This is a genomic window from Ruegeria sp. (assembly GCF_965199275.1).
Taxonomy (GTDB): Bacteria; Pseudomonadota; Alphaproteobacteria; order Rhodobacterales; family Rhodobacteraceae; genus Ruegeria.
Map to the genome: position 1 here is coordinate 290,971 of NZ_CBDAQX010000024.1, position 14,785 is coordinate 305,755.

Sequence of the window (14,785 nt, forward strand, 5' to 3'; positions counted from 1 at the left end):
GGCGAAAAAAGTCCGTGTAGTGCCTTTTGGCAACCAAGGCATAATAATATCAATGACTTATACGAAAAAATGTCGGAAGTCAGGAGAGGATCGTCCCGGTCCTTCCTGCCGCCCGCGAAGCGGTGGATCACTATCTCCAACTCTGCCCGCATCCGAAATCAGACAACCTTGCCCTGTTTCGCGGTGTCCGGGGCGGAGCGCTGAATCCCCGCGCGATACAAGAGGTCATGTCCAAGGCCCGCATGCAGCTCGGCCTGCCAGCGACCGCGACGCCCCATGCCATGCGGCACAGTTTTGCCACGCATCTGCTCTCAGCCGGTGGGGACCTGCGCGCTATTCAAGAGCTTCTGGGCCACGCCTCGCTATCCACCACCCAGACCTATACGGCCGTCGATACCGCCCGCCTGATGGAGGTCTACAACCGCGCCCACCCAAAGGCCTGAGGTCCAAAAGCACGGCATCCTCAATGTCCTTGCAACCAAACTGTCTTTTTGCTTTGCATCTGCCCCTCACATCCTTCATGACACGGGCATGACACTTAGATTCAAAGCGCTTGCCGTTCATCTTTTCACCGCAACCGGAGCCGTTTTCGCAATGCTCGCCATGCTGGCGGCCGTGGATGAAAAATGGAGCCTGATGTATCTGTGGCTTGTGGTTTCCTTCATCGTCGACGGCATCGACGGCCCCTTGGCCCGCCATTATCACGTCAAGAAAAATGCGCCCGAGTTTGATGGTGTCCTGTTGGATCTGATCATCGATTACCTGACCTATGTGTTCATACCGGCCTATGCGCTGTTTAAATCCGGCTTGATGGATGGCTGGACAGGGTGGTTTGCGATCATCGTCATCACATTCGCCAGCGCCATGTACTTTGCCGACACGCGGATGAAGACCAAGGACAACTCGTTCTCTGGCTTCCCCGGATGCTGGAACATGTTTGTCATCGTGATCTTCGCGCTCGAGCCAAACTTCTGGGTCAGCCTCGTTCTAGTAACCCTTCTGGCCGTCGCCATGTTCCTGCCCTTGAAATTCGTTCACCCCGTCCGCACTGAGCGCTGGCGCAGCGTGACTCTGCCCATGGCTCTGGCCTGGACCTTCTTTGCCGGTTGGGCAGCCTGGGTAGATTTCCACCCCGAAAGCTGGGCGCATTGGGGACTGGTTGTGACCAGCCTGTATCTGGTCTTCGCAGGCATTGCGCAGCAGATCATTCCGCAACGGAAAAGCGCCGATTACAAAACGTCCTGAACCTCAAACTCCGTCCCGTTATGGGTGAAGACGTCGCCCGCCTGCAGGCCAATCATGGCCAGATAAATCGGGCTCTGGGTTGAGATCCCCATATAGGTCTTGCCATCCACATCGAACCGAGTGGTCGAGACGCAGACAACAAAACGGCGATTGTTGAACTTGATGACCGCGCCGGGCTGGACCGTATCAGTGATACCGAAATTGGTGTTCTCAATCACGTCGATCTTGGCGTGATGCGCGTGTACCGGCGCGTCGAACGCCGCAGCAAGGTCTGCATTCTCACGCGAGGCTGCGATATCATCCTTGTCATGCCCCTCTCGATCATCCAGTTGGGCATCTTTCAAAAAGGCGTCGTAATGTGCCTGGGCCGTGGCCAGTTCCTGCGCCTCCAGCGACATCAGTCGGTCTATGATGGCTTTCTTTTCCGCGGCGCGTTCTGCTTGGTCGGTCATTCAATGGGATCCTTCGAACTCTCCTTTTGAAACAAGGTGAGGCTCGAGACGTTGGAATGCAACAGGTTTTCACCGATCAGATCAACAGACCCGCCGCCTTTTCGTGTAGCAACAGGGCCACTTTGGTCTCAACCCCGCCATCGCCTGAGAACCCGCCCAGCCCATTGGCAGCCAGAACACGATGGCACGGAATGATGACAGGGATCGGGTTCGCCCCACAGGCCTGCCCCACCGGCTGAGGCGGCTGGCCCAGCTCCTTGGCGATATCCCCATAGGTGCGGGTTTCGCCGAGCGGGATCGCATACATCAAATCACAGACCTGCCGCTGAAACTCGGACCCTGAAATATGATAAGGCAGATCGAACCGCTCAAGCCGCCCGTCGTCATAGGCCGTCAACTGTGCCGCCGCTTCACGCAACAAAGGTGTCTCGGGCCCGTCGCTCACGCCACCCCAGACAAGACGCGTGATCGCCCCATCCTGTTCCTCAACCCCAAGACACCCGAACTGGGTCTGTACTGCAATCATCGGCATAACCGAAGGCTGCCAGCATTTGCAGGCAAAGCGCAACGCATATCGCAACGCGCCCGCCTCTTCTTCTGTTCAAAAATACCTCGGAGCGCGAGGCAGAGCCTCGCAAAAAGACTCCGCCCACCTCACTCAAGAGGCACTTCAGCTCAGTGCTTCATCACAGCGCCCACAGACGCCCGCATGACTATGCCGTCCCACGTCGGGCAGAATCTTCCAGCAGCGTTGGCATTTGTCGCCTTCCGCCTTTTCGAATACCACACCAACGCCCTCAATCTCGGGCACACGGAAGGCTTCGGCCGGCGCCGGATCCTTGGAGACCGTCAGGCCCGAGGTGATGCACAGATCGTCCACATCAAACGTCGCCAAAAGCGCAACAGTGTCCTGATCTTCGACATGCACGATCGGAGCAGCCTCGAGGCTCGATCCGATCACCTTGTCCTGACGCTGAACCTCCAGCGCGGCGGTCACGGCGCGGCGAACACGGCGGACCTTGGCAACAGCCTCTTCCAACTCGGCCTCACGCCAATCGGCCGGGGTCTCCGGGAAGTCCACCAGATGGACCGAGCTGTCGTCGCCGGGGAACCGCTCCAGCCAAACCTCTTCCATGGTGAAGACCAAAACCGGGGCCAGCCATGTGGTCAGGCGGTGGAACAGGATATCCAGCACGGTACGGGCCGCGCGGCGACGCAGGCTGTCGCCATCGCAATACAGCGCGTCCTTACGGACGTCGAAGTAGAAGGACGACAAATCAACCGTGGCAAAGGTGAAGACCGCGCTGAACACGCCCTGGAAATCGAATTCTGCATAACCTTTTCGGACCTGCTCATCCAGATCGGCCAGACGGCTGAGGACCCAGCGTTCCAGACGCGGCATATCCTCGGGCGCGACGCGGTCGGCCTCGGTGAAGTCGGCCAATGATCCCAGCATGAAACGCATCGTGTTGCGCAGACGGCGATAGCTGTCGGCGGTGCCTTTCAGTATTTCCGGCCCGATCCGCTGGTCGGCGGTATAGTCGGTCTGAGCCACCCACAGGCGCAGGATATCAGCGCCGTATTGCTTGACGACCTCCTCCGGCACGATGGTGTTGCCCAGAGATTTGGACATCTTGTTGCCCTTGGCATCCAGCGTGAAGCCATGGGTCACCACGTTGCGATAGGGCGCGCGCCCCTTGGTGCCACAGGCCTGCAGCATCGACGAATGGAACCACCCGCGGTGCTGGTCGGTGCCTTCCATGTATACATCGGCGATACCGTCTTCCGTGCCGTCCTCACGGTCGCGCAGAACGAAAGCATGGGTCGAGCCCGAGTCGAACCACACGTCCAACACGTCGAACACCTGATCGTAGTCGTCGGGGTTGGCGATGCCGTCGAGGATCTTCTCTTTGAACCCGTCGGTGTACCAGATATCCGCGCCGTCTTTCTCGAACGCGGCCTTGATGCGCGCGTTCAGGTCCGCGTTGCGCAGCAAATAATCCGCGTCGGTGGGCAGAGCGCCTTTCTTGGTGAAGCAGGTCAGCGGCACACCCCAGGCGCGCTGACGCGACAAAACCCAATCCGGACGTGCCTCAATCATCGAATAAAGTCGATTACGGCCAGTCTGCGGCGTCCACTTCACCAACTCGTCGATCGAGCGCAGGGCGCGTTCGCGGATGGTGTCGCCCATCTCACCCATGCCATCGTCCAGCTTGCGGTCAACGGATGCAAACCACTGCGGCGTGTTGCGATAGATGATCGGCGCTTTCGAGCGCCACGAATGCGGATAGCTGTGCTTGATCTTACCACGCGCCAGCAGCCCGCCAACCTCGACCAGCTTGTCGATGACCGCTTTGTTCGCATCACCCTCACCGCCCTTGCGGGACAGAATGTATTTGCCGCCAAAGAACGGCAGATCAGCGCGGAACGAGCCGTCGTCCATCACGTTATAAGTGATGACCTGCTCGAGCATGCCCAGATCGCGGTAGAGCTCAAATTCCTCCATACCGTGCGACGGTGCACAGTGGACGAAACCGGTCCCTTCGGTATCGGTCACGAACTCAGCGGCGCGGAAGTCGCGGATGTCATCCCATTCGCCATTGCCGCCTTCGGCCCCGGCCAGCGGGTGGGTCAGTTGCACACCTGCCAGCTCATCACTGGTCACATCGCGGACACGGGTCCACTGGTCGTCGTTCAGACGCGCGCGGCCCAGCACATCGGCGGCCAGATTGTCGGCCAGCAGGAACTTGTCACCCACACTGGCCCAGCATTCCTCGGGCGCGCCGGTGACTTCGTAGAGGCCGTACGAGATGTCTTTGCCATAGACGACCGCCTTGTTAGACGGCATGGTCCAAGGGGTCGTGGTCCAGATTACAACAAATGCGTTGTCCAAATCGCCCGCATTCACGACCTTGAACTTCACCCAGATGGTGAAGCTTTCCTTGTCGTGATACTCGACCTCGGCCTCGGCCAGCGCGGTCTTCTCGATGGGCGACCACATAACGGGTTTTGAGCCCTGATAGAGAGTACCGTTCATCAAGAACTTCATGAACTCATCCGCAATCACGGCCTCGGCATTGTAGTCCATGGTGATGTAGGGATCCGGCCAGTTGCCGGTGATGCCCAGGCGCTTGAACTCTTCGCGCTGGATGTCGATCCAGCCTTCGGCGAACTTGCGGCACTCCTGACGGAAGTCGACGATGTTCACCTCGTCCTTGTTCTTGCCCTTCTTGCGGTACTGTTCCTCGATCTTCCACTCGATGGGCAGACCGTGACAATCCCAACCGGGCACATAGCGCGCGTCGAAGCCCATCATCTGATGGGACCGCACGATCATATCCTTGATGGTCTTGTTCAGCGCGTGGCCGATATGCAGGTGGCCGTTCGCGTAGGGTGGGCCATCGTGCAGGGTAAAGGGCGTGCGGCCCTCTTTCTCGCGCAGGCGGTCATATACGCCAATCTTTTCCCAACGCTCCAGCCATGCAGGTTCGCGCTTGGGCAATCCGGCGCGCATAGGGAATTCAGTCTTGGGCAGGTTCAGCGTGTCTTTGTAGTCAGGTGTCTGGATCGTGTCGGCGCACATTGGGGGCGTCCTTTGGATGATCTGGTCGTACTAGGATCGAAGCGGTCGGTGCGAAGTCTCAAACACCTTTGCCCGGCGTCTCAGAGGGTCAGAGCGCCGGGGATATAATTCGAATAATGATGGCCATCCGGTCATACATAGGGGCGCTTATAAGCCGCCCATGCCCGATGGTCCAGAGGCTCCGACCCATGCGACGAATGGCGCTACATCATCGGGCTAAGGGTGAAACAACGACCCCACGAAATAGGCAATCATAGCCGCCGCACCGCCGATGGCAAACGTCTCAAGCCCCGAGCGCCACCACGGGGTCAGCGACCACCGGCTTTTCAGCGCTCCGATGGCGAAAAACACCCCCATGGTCATGCAGACGGAGACAGTGAAAGCGTTGTCCAGAGCCAGCAGAAACGGCAGCAAAGGAACCATTCCGGCCACAAGAAAGGCCAGAAACGTGGCCATCGCAGCCTTCACCGGATGAGGATCTACGCTGCCAAGCCCGTATTCGCCCTCGATCATCAGGTTGATCCAGTTTTCGCGGTCCGCGGTGATAGCCTCTGTCGCATCCTCCAACACCTGCCCGGACAAACCTTTCTGCGCAAGGTTCTCGCGCACCTCATCACGTTCGCCATCTGGGTAGAGTGCGATGTGGCGCTTTTCGATGGCTCGAATGCGTTTGATATTGTCCAATTCAGCCTTGGTGCCTGAATAGTTGCCAACGGCCATCGAAAACCCGTCGGCCAGCACATTGGCCAAGCCCAGAGCGACAATTACGAACGACGACAGCCCTGCACCTGCAACGCCCGCAACGATCGCAAATGTGGTGACCGACCCGTCTATGCCCCCGTACACGATGTCACGCAAAACGCCCCGCCCGGGCGGGTCGCTAATTCTCTGTTCGATTTCCTGCTGGCTGTGACCGTGATCTGTCATGGCTCGCTTTCTGTCACATTCACTGTGACGAATGGCGTGCCATACCGCTTTGCGTCAGATCAAGTCTTACTGAACAGCCCCTGCAACGCCCTTTTGATCATCGTTCGGACCGACGGCTTGTGACGATCCGAGAAGGGCAAGGGTCGACACACTTCCATCGCGGCCACTCCGACTCGGGCGCTGAGGGCACCGTTCACCAAACCTTCGCCAAAACGGCGCGACAATTTGCTGAGGACCGATCCACCCAAAACAGGCTCCAACAAGTCGTCGCCGACGGCCACAGCACCGGTCGCCACCAGATGCACGAAAACGGAGCGCGTCAAGCGCCAGCTGCCCAGAAACCCGGCCCGCCCGCCATAGATCTCGGCCACCCGCCGGATCATCCGCAACGAGGTCGCAAGGGCCGTGACCACATCCGCAAGGGCCAGAGGCACCAAGGCCGTGACCGTGGCCACCTGCCGGGCTGCAGCCTCAACCTCGCGGCTCGCGGCGGCGTCCAACGGGGCCAGCAGTTCATCCTCGGCCAAAGCCAGCAGGCCAGAGGCGTCGAAGTGTTCTGACAGACGTTCAGACAGCCGATCACGGCCCCACTTTGTCTCATCCCGACCCTTGTAGAATGCAATCAGGCGGGTCGTGACCGCGCGCGCCTTGGTAAGTTCAGCATCCGCCAACGCCTCATCCGCTGCGCGGCGCAATCCGTCGACGCGGGACAGGCGGCCAATTGCGGCCAGTTCACGGACGGCGATGATCAGTGTGAGAAGGACCAACGCTCCGATCAAACCTGTGACGACCCAGCCCAGAATGGGCGCACGTGCGATCAGCGAGGTCGCGAAATCCCATGCGGCGACCGAAATCGCAGCCCCGACTACCGCCAGCGCCAACCCCCAGAACCAACGCGCCAAGGCCGAGGGTTTGCGGGCAGCAAATCGCGCCGCGCTTTGCATGGCCTGCCCTTGCGGCGGCACCAGATCGGGTACCGGAGGGGCCTTGGCCACGTCTGCGGCGGGTTCGTCTGTTTCGAGGTCGATCAGGACCGGGCCTTTAGCCATTCTCTGCCCCTTCACTGCGCCAGACATATTTGATGTCAGGCAGGTTTTCATCGTTGTCCGCCCCGTCGCTTCGGGCGACCTCGGCAAAGCCGTTGCGTTCATAGAACCTGCACGCGCCGGTGTTGGCCTGAAATGCAAACAGCGTCAGCCGCGAGTGCTGCGCCTTCGCGTGATCCAGCAACCGCTTGCCGATCCCCTGCCCGCGCGCAGCAGGCGTCAAGTACAGGGAATGCACATCCGATCCGTTCAGGGCCAAAAATCCAACCACTGTGTCCGAGACCTCGGCAACGGTAACCCAGCTTTGATCAATCATACGGCCGCAAAAGGCGATGGTTTCGGCGCAGCTGTGGAGGTCGGGCATCCAGTCATTCTCGCGTGAAAACCTGTGCAAGATCTCTCCGGTCGCACCAGCATCGGTGCTGCGGGCGGGGCGGAGGGTAACAGTCACAGCCGGTCTCCGATCAAGAACTGAGCGGCCCGGTCCAACCGGATATGCGGCGGGCCGTCGCCCGGGCGCAGCGTCAACTGGGCTGGAGCGAAGGCCATGAAACTATAGTCGTCGCTAAGCCACGCATCGGCCCCATTCCGGGCGGGTCCGAGCAGATGGGATGGATCATCCGGCAGCTCTCCGGGGTAGAACGCGGCTTGTTTGCCACTGTCCAGCAAGGTGCCCCGAACGCAGGGCAGCTCGGTTCCGTTGTGGCTGCGCATCTCTTCCGTCGTCGCGCGCAAAGAGGCCAGCGACAGGGCTGCCGTTTCAGCGCCAGCGAAGCTCGCCCGGTCTCGCGCCTCACGCGTCAGGGCCTGCATGATCGCGGTCAGGCGGGGGTGTTGCGTGTGGTGCAAGTGGTCGGCCTTGGTGGCCGCAAACAGAATGCGCTCAACCCGTTTGCCCAGCAACAACTGGCTGAGCCACGCGTTGCGCCCGGGACGGAAGGCCGAGAGGATATCGCCCATGGCGCGGCGCATATCCTCGACCGCTTGCGGGCCTTTGTGGATTGCGCCCAGCGCGTCGACCAGCACAACCTGACGGTCGATCCGTGAGAAATGATCGCGGAAAAACGGTTTCACCACTTGGGATTTATAAGCCTCGAAGCGCCGCTCCATCTCGCGCTGCAGGGTGCGACGGCGCGAGGGGTCGGTCACCGGCAAAGGCGCAAAGGTCAGAACCGGAGAACCTGCCAGATCGCCAGGCAACAGAAAACGACCCGGCGTGCAGTCGTAGAAACCAGCATCCCGCGCGGTGTTCAGATAGGTCGTGAACGCAGCGGCCAGAGCCTGCGCGGTCGGCTCGTCATGCGTTGCCGTCAGATCGGTGCCACGGGCTTGCGCCAGAAACTCGGCCGCCTCGGGACGGTTTTCGATGCGCGACAGCGCCTCATGCGACCAGTCGGCGTAGGATTTGTCCAGCAGCGCGAGGTCCAGAAGCCACTCGCCAGGATAGTCCACGATGTCCAGATGTACGGTGCGTGGTCCCTGAAGCCCTGCCAGCAATCCAGCCGGTCGCGCCTTGAAGGACAGGCGCAGCTCGGACACGGCGCGTGTGCTTTCGGGCCAGTGCGGTTGTGGGCCTGTGAGGTCGGAGAGGTGAGATTCGTAGTCGAACCGCGGGACCGTGTCGTCTGGCTGCGGTTGCAGGTAGGCCGCGTTGATGCGTCCCTCTTGCTGCGCAACCAGGCCGCTCATGCGGCCCCGGTCCAGCAGGTTTGCCACCAGCGACGTGATGAAAACCGTCTTGCCGGAGCGCGCCAGACCGGTGACGCCCAGACGGATAACCGGCTCGAAAAACGTCTCGGACACGCTGTCGCCAATGGATTCGACGCCGCGCACAAGACTGTCTGCCAGGGATGAGATGACCAAATTGTCGCCCCGCAATAATCGTTTCGCCCAAGATAGGTAGCCGCTGCCGGACATGCCAGCGCTTTCGCCCCCTTGCCCGTTTGCGCGTCGCGCGCTACCAGCGGCCCATGCCCAGATATGCTTTGAAAGTCGAATACCAAGGGGAGCCGTTTGCCGGATGGCAACGCCAGAAAGAGCTGCCCTCAGTTCAGGGGGCCATTGAAAGGGCCCTATCCCGCATCCAGCCGGGCGATCACACCATTGCTGCCGCCGGACGCACCGATGCGGGTGTGCATGCGCTGGGGCAAGTGGCGCATTGCGATCTGGTCAAGGAGTGGGATCCGTTCCGCCTGTCCGAGGCGTTGAACTATCACCTTAAGCCGCAGCCGGTGGCGATCGTACAGGCAGCGAGGGTCGACGATGACTGGCACGCGCGCTTTACGGCGGTTGAACGTCAATACCTGTTCCGCATTCTCATGCGCCGCGCGCCTGCTACCCACGACAAAGGTCAGGTCTGGCAGATCAACCATCAACTGGATGTCGAGGCCATGCAGGCGGGCGCGGATATGTTGATCGGGCGGCATGATTTCACCACTTTCCGATCCTCAATCTGTCAGGCGGCCAGTCCGGTGAAAACTCTGGATGAGTTGCGGGTAGAACAGGTGCAGGGCTTCTCTGGCCCCGAGGTGCATTTTCACGTGCGCGCGCGGTCATTCCTGCACAATCAGGTGCGCAGCTTTGTAGGAACGCTGGAACGTGTTGGCGCGGGGTCGTGGTCGCCCGAGGATGTGCGCGACGCGCTAGAGGCCGAGGATCGCGCCGCCTGCGGGCCGGTTTGCCCGCCGCAAGGGCTGTATCTGGCGCGGGTCGGTTACCCTGATCCGGTTTTCTAGATCGCTCTAAATCGCTCGCAACAACAGACCGCTTGCAATCACGACAATCACTAGCCCTGCCACCAGTTCGATGGTCGGGGCCAGTATCGAAGCAAATCGCGTGGCCGAGGCAGAGGCAAGCAACCCGCCGCGCAGGCCAAAGGACGTCCAGCCGACCAGCGTTGTGACAGTCGCGGTGCCCAGCGCCATCGCGAAAGCTCCGGCAATTCCGACCATGGCGATTCCCATCTGCCAGGTCAGGATCAGCACGAACAATGCCCCGGTACAGGCGCGCGCGGCGATACCCGCGATCAGCACGAGCGCCTCGCGCAGTGACCCGACATTGGCGACCTCTTCCGCGCTTGGACCGTGGCGATGGCCGCAATCCGAGCAGACCTCATCATGGTGATGATGATGGTGATGGTCGTGTTCATCATGGTGGTCTTTGTGGTGATGCTCATGCTCGTGAGAATGCCCATGTGCGGCCTCGCTGCGGGACCGTCGCGCAAAACTGCGCATCCCGCGAAAAACCAGCCACAAACCAATGGCTGCAATGGCCGCATAACTGATTGGAGCCATCACCTGCTCGGTCGTGCCCACAAGCGTCTCACGCGACAACTGGAATATCAGAACCCCGGCATAGACCAAAACAACCGCCGTTACGGCCTGCCCGAGGCTCGACAGCACGCTGATCGCCGACAAGCGCCAGAAGGCGACCTGACGGCCCAGACCGTAGCCTCCGATCAGGACCTTGCCGTGCCCCGGACCAATGGCATGAAAGAACCCGTAGGCGAAACAAACGGTTAGCAGAGTTGCAACCGCCTGAGGTTGTTCGGCGCGGGCCGCCCGAAGGGCACGCGCGATCTGGTTCTGGAATTCGCGTTGTTCGCCAGCCGCCCAAGCAGCTAGGCTGTCAAACCCGCCACTGCCCCAGAACCACAAAAGCAGGCCACAGGCGATAGCGACTGGAACAATCAGGTATTTGGACATGAAATCAAAATCTCGGTCGCAAAGCTTTCGCCGACAAGCGGGATATCGTTTTCCTCAAGGTCGTATTCTGCGTCCAGGGTCAGCAGAAAGGCCTGCATCTGCGCCAATTGGCCGTCGATATCCGGATCAATCCGTTCGAGCAGACAAGTCGCCGGGCCAGACACGGTGACCGGGCGGGTGACGTCATAGGCGGTGTAATAGGTTTCATCGAAGGCTTTTGCCGAAATCGCCTCGGCCGGGACAGATCCGCCTTCGACGGCGCGCAGATGAGTGGTGACGATACGGCCATCCTCGGTCGTGGCATACGGCTCCAACGGGCCAGACAAGGCAACCGGGGCACCGGCGGCGGTCACAACCAGATCACCGTTATAGCCTTCCATCCATTGCGCATCAAAACCGGTCAGGAACTGCTGCTCACTATCGGTCAGCGCGCCGTCGCCATCCTGATCCAACCTCATGTCCTCCAGTTGCAGCAGCGAGAACAGCTCGTCATAGGCCCAGGTCACGCGGACATGAGTCAGCTCTCCGGCCTCGTCCACGATGAACTCCAACCCGGTGTCAATAAAGACATGCGGGTGGGCCACAGCCGGGATCGGCAGGCAACAGGTCAGGAATGAGAACAACCAACGCATAAGGGCAAGATAGGCGCCGAGGTGCGCATCGGCAATGCGATTTCCGGTCACGATGCAGAAACTGGCCGACCGGTCACTTGGGCGGGAACAGAACAATCGTTTGCAGGGCCGTTCCGACAGGCCCCTGCCTGTCATGCAGCACCGACTGAGACATTCCGATCCCTGAGGGCTGCCAATGCGAAATGGATTGAGAGGCCAACCAGTCCGAGGTGGGCTCCCGGTGGATGTTGATGGTCAGATCGGTGTTCATGAACCCCATCTCAGCCGTTGGGGCATTCCATGAGATTCCATTGCCGCAATCCCCCAAGGCACAGAGCGATTGGATGGGGGATTGCACCTCGCCCTCCAACAGGTTCGGGGTCCGCATCCACACGGTTTTCGGCCCTACTCTGTGCCTGTCCCCCGCCCCGTATCTGACGTCGCTATAATGTGCGAATCCGGGCAGGTCATGCCGCAGCTCTCCGATCGGGAAAGGGCCTTCGACCGCATCTTCGAAGCGCAGTGGCGGCGTTTTGACATTGGCCACATCACCCAAATCCCGCCGCACCACATGCATCGTGGTTGCCGTTGCACAGAGGGTGTCGTCCAGATCATGCACCGTCACCCGTGTGGTCGCGAGCGTTCTGGTATGGCGCGTGGTCTCAGCCGCCACGCGCAGCCCGGCAAGAGGCAAAGGGCGCAGCAGATCGACCGTTAGGCGGGTCAGCATCTTCTCAGGCCCGACCTCGGTTTCTGCCGCGCGCACGATCAGGCCGCTCACTGGCCCTGCGTGACAATGCTCCGCCGACCAGGGACCGCGCGCCGGGTCATTGCCGACAAAAGCCCCGTCCTCTCGCTGATGAAAATAGGAGAGATCTTCGAAATTATAGTTAGCCATCCGGTGCGTCAGACCTTTTCCTGAGTGTATTTCCTAAGCTCCGCACGCGCGACCTGACGGCGATGTACCGCGTCCGGTCCATCGGCGAGGCGCAATGTGCGTACATGGGTCCAAGCATTGGCCAGCGGGGTATCCTGACTGATCCCCTGCGCCCCGAACATCTGCACCGCCTCGTCAATCACCTTCAGCGCGACCTGAGGCGCGATCACCTTGATCTGGCTGATCCACGGCGCCGCCGCCCGCGCGTCACCCTGATCCATATACCACGCTGCCTTCAGGCATAGCAGACGGGCCATTTCAATCTCCATCCGGCATTCGGCGATGATGTCGTAATTGGCCCCAAGCTGCGCCAGCTTCTTGCCGAACGCCTCACGCTGCAGCGACCGTTTGCACATCTGCTCAAGCGCGCTTTCGGCCTGACCGATGGCGCGCATGCAGTGGTGAATGCGACCCGGTCCCAACCGGCCTTGCGCGATTTCGAACCCACGCCCTTCGCCCAGCAGGATGTTTTCAGCCGGGACGCGGACGTTGTTGAACCGGATGTGCATATGCCCGTGCGGGGCGTCGTCGTGGCCATAGACTTCCATCGGCCGCAGGATCTCGATCCCCGGTGCATCAGCTGGCACCACAACCATGGACTGGCGCTGATGCTTCGCCTGATCCGCGCCCCCTGTTTTGACCATCACGATGTAAACCTTACAGCGTGGATCGCCCGCACCCGAGGACCACCATTTCTCACCATTTAGAACATAGTCATCCCCATCCCGCACACAGGACATTGACACATTTGTCGCGTCAGAAGAGGCCACGTCCGGCTCGGTCATCAAATAGGCCGAGCGAATCTGACCTTCGAGCAGAGGCTTCAGCCATTGCTCTTTCATCTTCTCGGTGCCGTAGCGTTCGAAAACCTCCATGTTGCCGGTGTCGGGGGCCGAGCAATTGAATACCTCGGCACCAAGGGGCGTCTTGCCCATCTCTTCGGCGAAATAGGCGTATTCGACCGTTGTCAGACCAAACCCCTTTTCGCTGTCGGTCAGCCAAAAATTCCACAGCCCGGCGGCCTTGGCCTTGGCCTTCAACCCCTCAAGGATTTCCGCCTGACGGTCGGTGTACTGCCAACGGTCGCCCTTGCCGATTTCGGCCTGATATTCCACTTCCAGCGGCATGATCTCATCGCGGATCATATCTGCGACGCGCTGCAAAAGGGCGCGGTTTTCCTCGCGCAGGCCGAATGACATGTTCATGAACGCTCCTCCGTTGCCCATTTCTGTTACCCGTGGGTTCGGGCTTTACCTTCGTCCAAAGAATGGCTTAGCTGCCCTGACCCTGTCCAGTTCCGTGACGGAACGTCACCTCCATCTATTTCCAATACATGAGGCACCCATGGCACTTTTGATCGAAACCGGCCTGTCCAACTGGATCAGCGATGCGGATTTGGCCAAAGAGGTCCTGCATCAGTCGCCCGGTGCTGATGTCCGCACCCCGGACACGATCGGAGATCCGACCGAAATCACCATGGTGGCGGTCAGCACGCTACAGGATGCGCATCTTGAGCGCCTGCCCAACCTCAAACTGGTACAGAAACTGGGCGCTGGCGTGGAAACCATCGTAGGCAACCCCAAATTGCCCGATCATATCCGCGTCGCTCGCCTGAGACCGGACGCCCCAGCGCAAGAAATCGCCGAGTGGTTTCTGGCCCATATCCTCCGCGCCCAGCGCCATTTGGGAGACTACGAAGCCGCCCAGCGCCGGTCTGAATGGTCCCCCAAAGCGCCGCGTATCACGTCAGAGACAAAGGTCGGTGTACTGGGTCTTGGCACGATCGGCACGCGCACGGCCCTCATGCTAAATGGCCTTGGCTTTCAGGTCATGGGATGGAGCCGGTCACCCAAGCAGATTGACGGCGTGACCTGCCTGCACGGTCAGGATGCCCTGCTCGAGCTACTTGGTCAGTGTGACTACGTCTGCGCCATCTTACCCTCGACCCCGCAAACCGTTGGACTGTTTGGTGCCGACATATTGGCGGCGATGAAGCCCGGCAGCTGTCTGCTTAACGCAGGGCGCGGTGATCTGATTGACGAGACCGCATTGATCGCTGCATTGGACGCAGGCACACCCTGCCATGCCGTTCTGGATGTCACTTCTCAGGAGCCTTTGCCGCAGGACAGTCCTCTTTGGCAGCATCCTTGCGTGACGATCACGCCCCATGTCTCGGGCTGGCATCTGGGGGATGCGCTTGCAGACGTGGCGAGGAATTTCGAGCGGCTATCCTCGGGCCAGCCGCTACTACACGAGATCGACCGAGGCAAAGGTTACTGA

The 14,785-nt window shown here is 60.3% G+C and carries 14 protein-coding genes and 1 pseudogene; 4 read left to right on the forward strand and 11 right to left on the reverse strand.

What is annotated here, in order from left to right:
* Positions 1 to 74: 74 nt before the first annotated feature.
* Both ACOERD_RS26335 and ACOERD_RS26340 read left to right on the forward strand, forming a co-directional pair.
* Positions 75 to 443: pseudogene (locus ACOERD_RS26335) on the forward strand (tyrosine-type recombinase/integrase); the annotation flags it as partial.
* A gap of 88 nt (positions 444 to 531) precedes the next feature.
* Positions 532 to 1,245 (forward strand): CDP-alcohol phosphatidyltransferase family protein, encoded by a 714-nt coding sequence (locus tag ACOERD_RS26340; protein ID WP_170377777.1) that lies wholly within the window; start codon positions 532 to 534, stop codon positions 1,243 to 1,245.
* Here the strand turns inward: ACOERD_RS26340 and ACOERD_RS26345 are convergent.
* The 7 genes from ACOERD_RS26345 to ACOERD_RS26375 form a co-directional block, all read right to left on the reverse strand.
* Positions 1,230 to 1,697 (reverse strand): hypothetical protein, encoded by a 468-nt coding sequence (locus ACOERD_RS26345; RefSeq protein ID WP_170377775.1) that lies wholly within the window; start codon positions 1,695 to 1,697, stop codon positions 1,230 to 1,232. The genes ACOERD_RS26340 and ACOERD_RS26345 overlap by 16 nt on opposite strands.
* A 76-nt stretch (positions 1,698 to 1,773) precedes the next feature.
* A complete protein-coding gene (locus tag ACOERD_RS26350; RefSeq protein WP_170527598.1) occupies positions 1,774 to 2,229 on the reverse strand; it encodes a methylated-DNA--[protein]-cysteine S-methyltransferase in 456 nt (151 codons plus the stop codon).
* A gap of 138 nt (positions 2,230 to 2,367) precedes the next feature.
* Positions 2,368 to 5,280 (reverse strand): isoleucine--tRNA ligase, encoded by a 2,913-nt coding sequence (gene ileS, locus ACOERD_RS26355; protein ID WP_419740981.1) that lies wholly within the window; start codon positions 5,278 to 5,280, stop codon positions 2,368 to 2,370.
* 216 nt (positions 5,281 to 5,496) lie between these two features.
* Complete coding sequence (locus ACOERD_RS26360; RefSeq protein WP_419740982.1) at positions 5,497 to 6,207, reverse strand: VIT1/CCC1 transporter family protein; 711 nt, start codon at positions 6,205 to 6,207, stop codon at positions 5,497 to 5,499.
* A 59-nt stretch (positions 6,208 to 6,266) separates the two neighbouring features.
* On the reverse strand, positions 6,267 to 7,256 hold the full coding sequence (locus tag ACOERD_RS26365) for a YcjF family protein (RefSeq protein WP_419740983.1): 990 nt from the start codon (positions 7,254 to 7,256) through the stop codon (positions 6,267 to 6,269).
* A complete protein-coding gene (locus ACOERD_RS26370) occupies positions 7,249 to 7,704 on the reverse strand; it encodes an N-acetyltransferase family protein (RefSeq protein WP_419740984.1) in 456 nt (151 codons plus the stop codon). The genes ACOERD_RS26365 and ACOERD_RS26370 overlap by 8 nt, the downstream gene beginning before the upstream one ends.
* Positions 7,701 to 9,116, reverse strand: a complete 1,416-nt coding sequence (locus ACOERD_RS26375) for a YcjX family protein (protein ID WP_419740985.1) — start codon at positions 9,114 to 9,116, stop codon at positions 7,701 to 7,703. Before ACOERD_RS26375 ends, ACOERD_RS26370 begins: the two co-directional genes overlap by 4 nt.
* Before the next feature lie 107 nt (positions 9,117 to 9,223).
* On the opposite strand from ACOERD_RS26375, the gene truA reads away from it, so the two are divergent.
* Positions 9,224 to 9,988: a tRNA pseudouridine(38-40) synthase TruA gene (truA, locus tag ACOERD_RS26380; RefSeq protein WP_419740986.1), complete on the forward strand. Its 765-nt coding sequence runs from the start codon at positions 9,224 to 9,226 to the stop codon at positions 9,986 to 9,988.
* A gap of 6 nt (positions 9,989 to 9,994) precedes the next feature.
* Here the strand turns inward: truA and ACOERD_RS26385 are convergent, their stop codons facing one another.
* From ACOERD_RS26385 to ACOERD_RS26400, 4 genes are read right to left on the reverse strand one after another with little or no spacing between them, the layout of a single operon-like run.
* Complete coding sequence (locus ACOERD_RS26385; RefSeq protein ID WP_419740987.1) at positions 9,995 to 10,957, reverse strand: nickel/cobalt transporter; 963 nt, start codon at positions 10,955 to 10,957, stop codon at positions 9,995 to 9,997.
* Positions 10,942 to 11,640, reverse strand: a complete 699-nt coding sequence (locus ACOERD_RS26390) for a DUF1007 family protein (RefSeq protein WP_419740988.1) — start codon at positions 11,638 to 11,640, stop codon at positions 10,942 to 10,944. Before ACOERD_RS26390 ends, ACOERD_RS26385 begins: the two co-directional genes overlap by 16 nt.
* Positions 11,641 to 11,662: 22 nt before the next feature.
* Positions 11,663 to 12,466, reverse strand: coding sequence for a thioesterase family protein (locus ACOERD_RS26395; RefSeq protein WP_419740989.1), 804 nt, complete (start codon positions 12,464 to 12,466; stop codon positions 11,663 to 11,665).
* Positions 12,467 to 12,474: 8 nt separating this feature from the next.
* Positions 12,475 to 13,710, reverse strand: a complete 1,236-nt coding sequence (locus tag ACOERD_RS26400; RefSeq protein ID WP_419740990.1) for an acyl-CoA dehydrogenase family protein — start codon at positions 13,708 to 13,710, stop codon at positions 12,475 to 12,477.
* Positions 13,711 to 13,849: 139 nt separating this feature from the next.
* Here ACOERD_RS26400 and ACOERD_RS26405 point away from each other — a divergent pair, with 139 nt between their 5' ends.
* Positions 13,850 to 14,785 (forward strand): 2-hydroxyacid dehydrogenase, encoded by a 936-nt coding sequence (locus ACOERD_RS26405; protein ID WP_419740991.1) that lies wholly within the window; start codon positions 13,850 to 13,852, stop codon positions 14,783 to 14,785.

What these genes read in the sequence shown, in the direction of transcription:
- ACOERD_RS26360 (WP_419740982.1), bottom strand. Translation starts at nt 6,207, where the DNA reads ATGACAGATCACGGTCACAGCCAGCAGGAAATCGAACAGAGAATTAGC.
- ACOERD_RS26400 (WP_419740990.1), bottom strand. Translation starts at nt 13,710, where the DNA reads ATGAACATGTCATTCGGCCTGCGCGAGGAAAACCGCGCCCTTTTGCAG.
- ACOERD_RS26385 (WP_419740987.1), bottom strand. Translation starts at nt 10,957, where the DNA reads ATGTCCAAATACCTGATTGTTCCAGTCGCTATCGCCTGTGGCCTGCTT.
- ACOERD_RS26340 (WP_170377777.1), top strand. Translation starts at nt 532, where the DNA reads ATGACACTTAGATTCAAAGCGCTTGCCGTTCATCTTTTCACCGCAACC.
- ACOERD_RS26345 (WP_170377775.1), bottom strand. Translation starts at nt 1,697, where the DNA reads ATGACCGACCAAGCAGAACGCGCCGCGGAAAAGAAAGCCATCATAGAC.
- ACOERD_RS26405 (WP_419740991.1), top strand. Translation starts at nt 13,850, where the DNA reads ATGGCACTTTTGATCGAAACCGGCCTGTCCAACTGGATCAGCGATGCG.
- ACOERD_RS26365 (WP_419740983.1), bottom strand. Translation starts at nt 7,256, where the DNA reads ATGGCTAAAGGCCCGGTCCTGATCGACCTCGAAACAGACGAACCCGCC.
- truA (WP_419740986.1), top strand. Translation starts at nt 9,224, where the DNA reads ATGCCCAGATATGCTTTGAAAGTCGAATACCAAGGGGAGCCGTTTGCC.
- ACOERD_RS26350 (WP_170527598.1), bottom strand. Translation starts at nt 2,229, where the DNA reads ATGCCGATGATTGCAGTACAGACCCAGTTCGGGTGTCTTGGGGTTGAG.
- ileS (WP_419740981.1), bottom strand. Translation starts at nt 5,280, where the DNA reads ATGTGCGCCGACACGATCCAGACACCTGACTACAAAGACACGCTGAAC.
- ACOERD_RS26395 (WP_419740989.1), bottom strand. Translation starts at nt 12,466, where the DNA reads ATGGCTAACTATAATTTCGAAGATCTCTCCTATTTTCATCAGCGAGAG.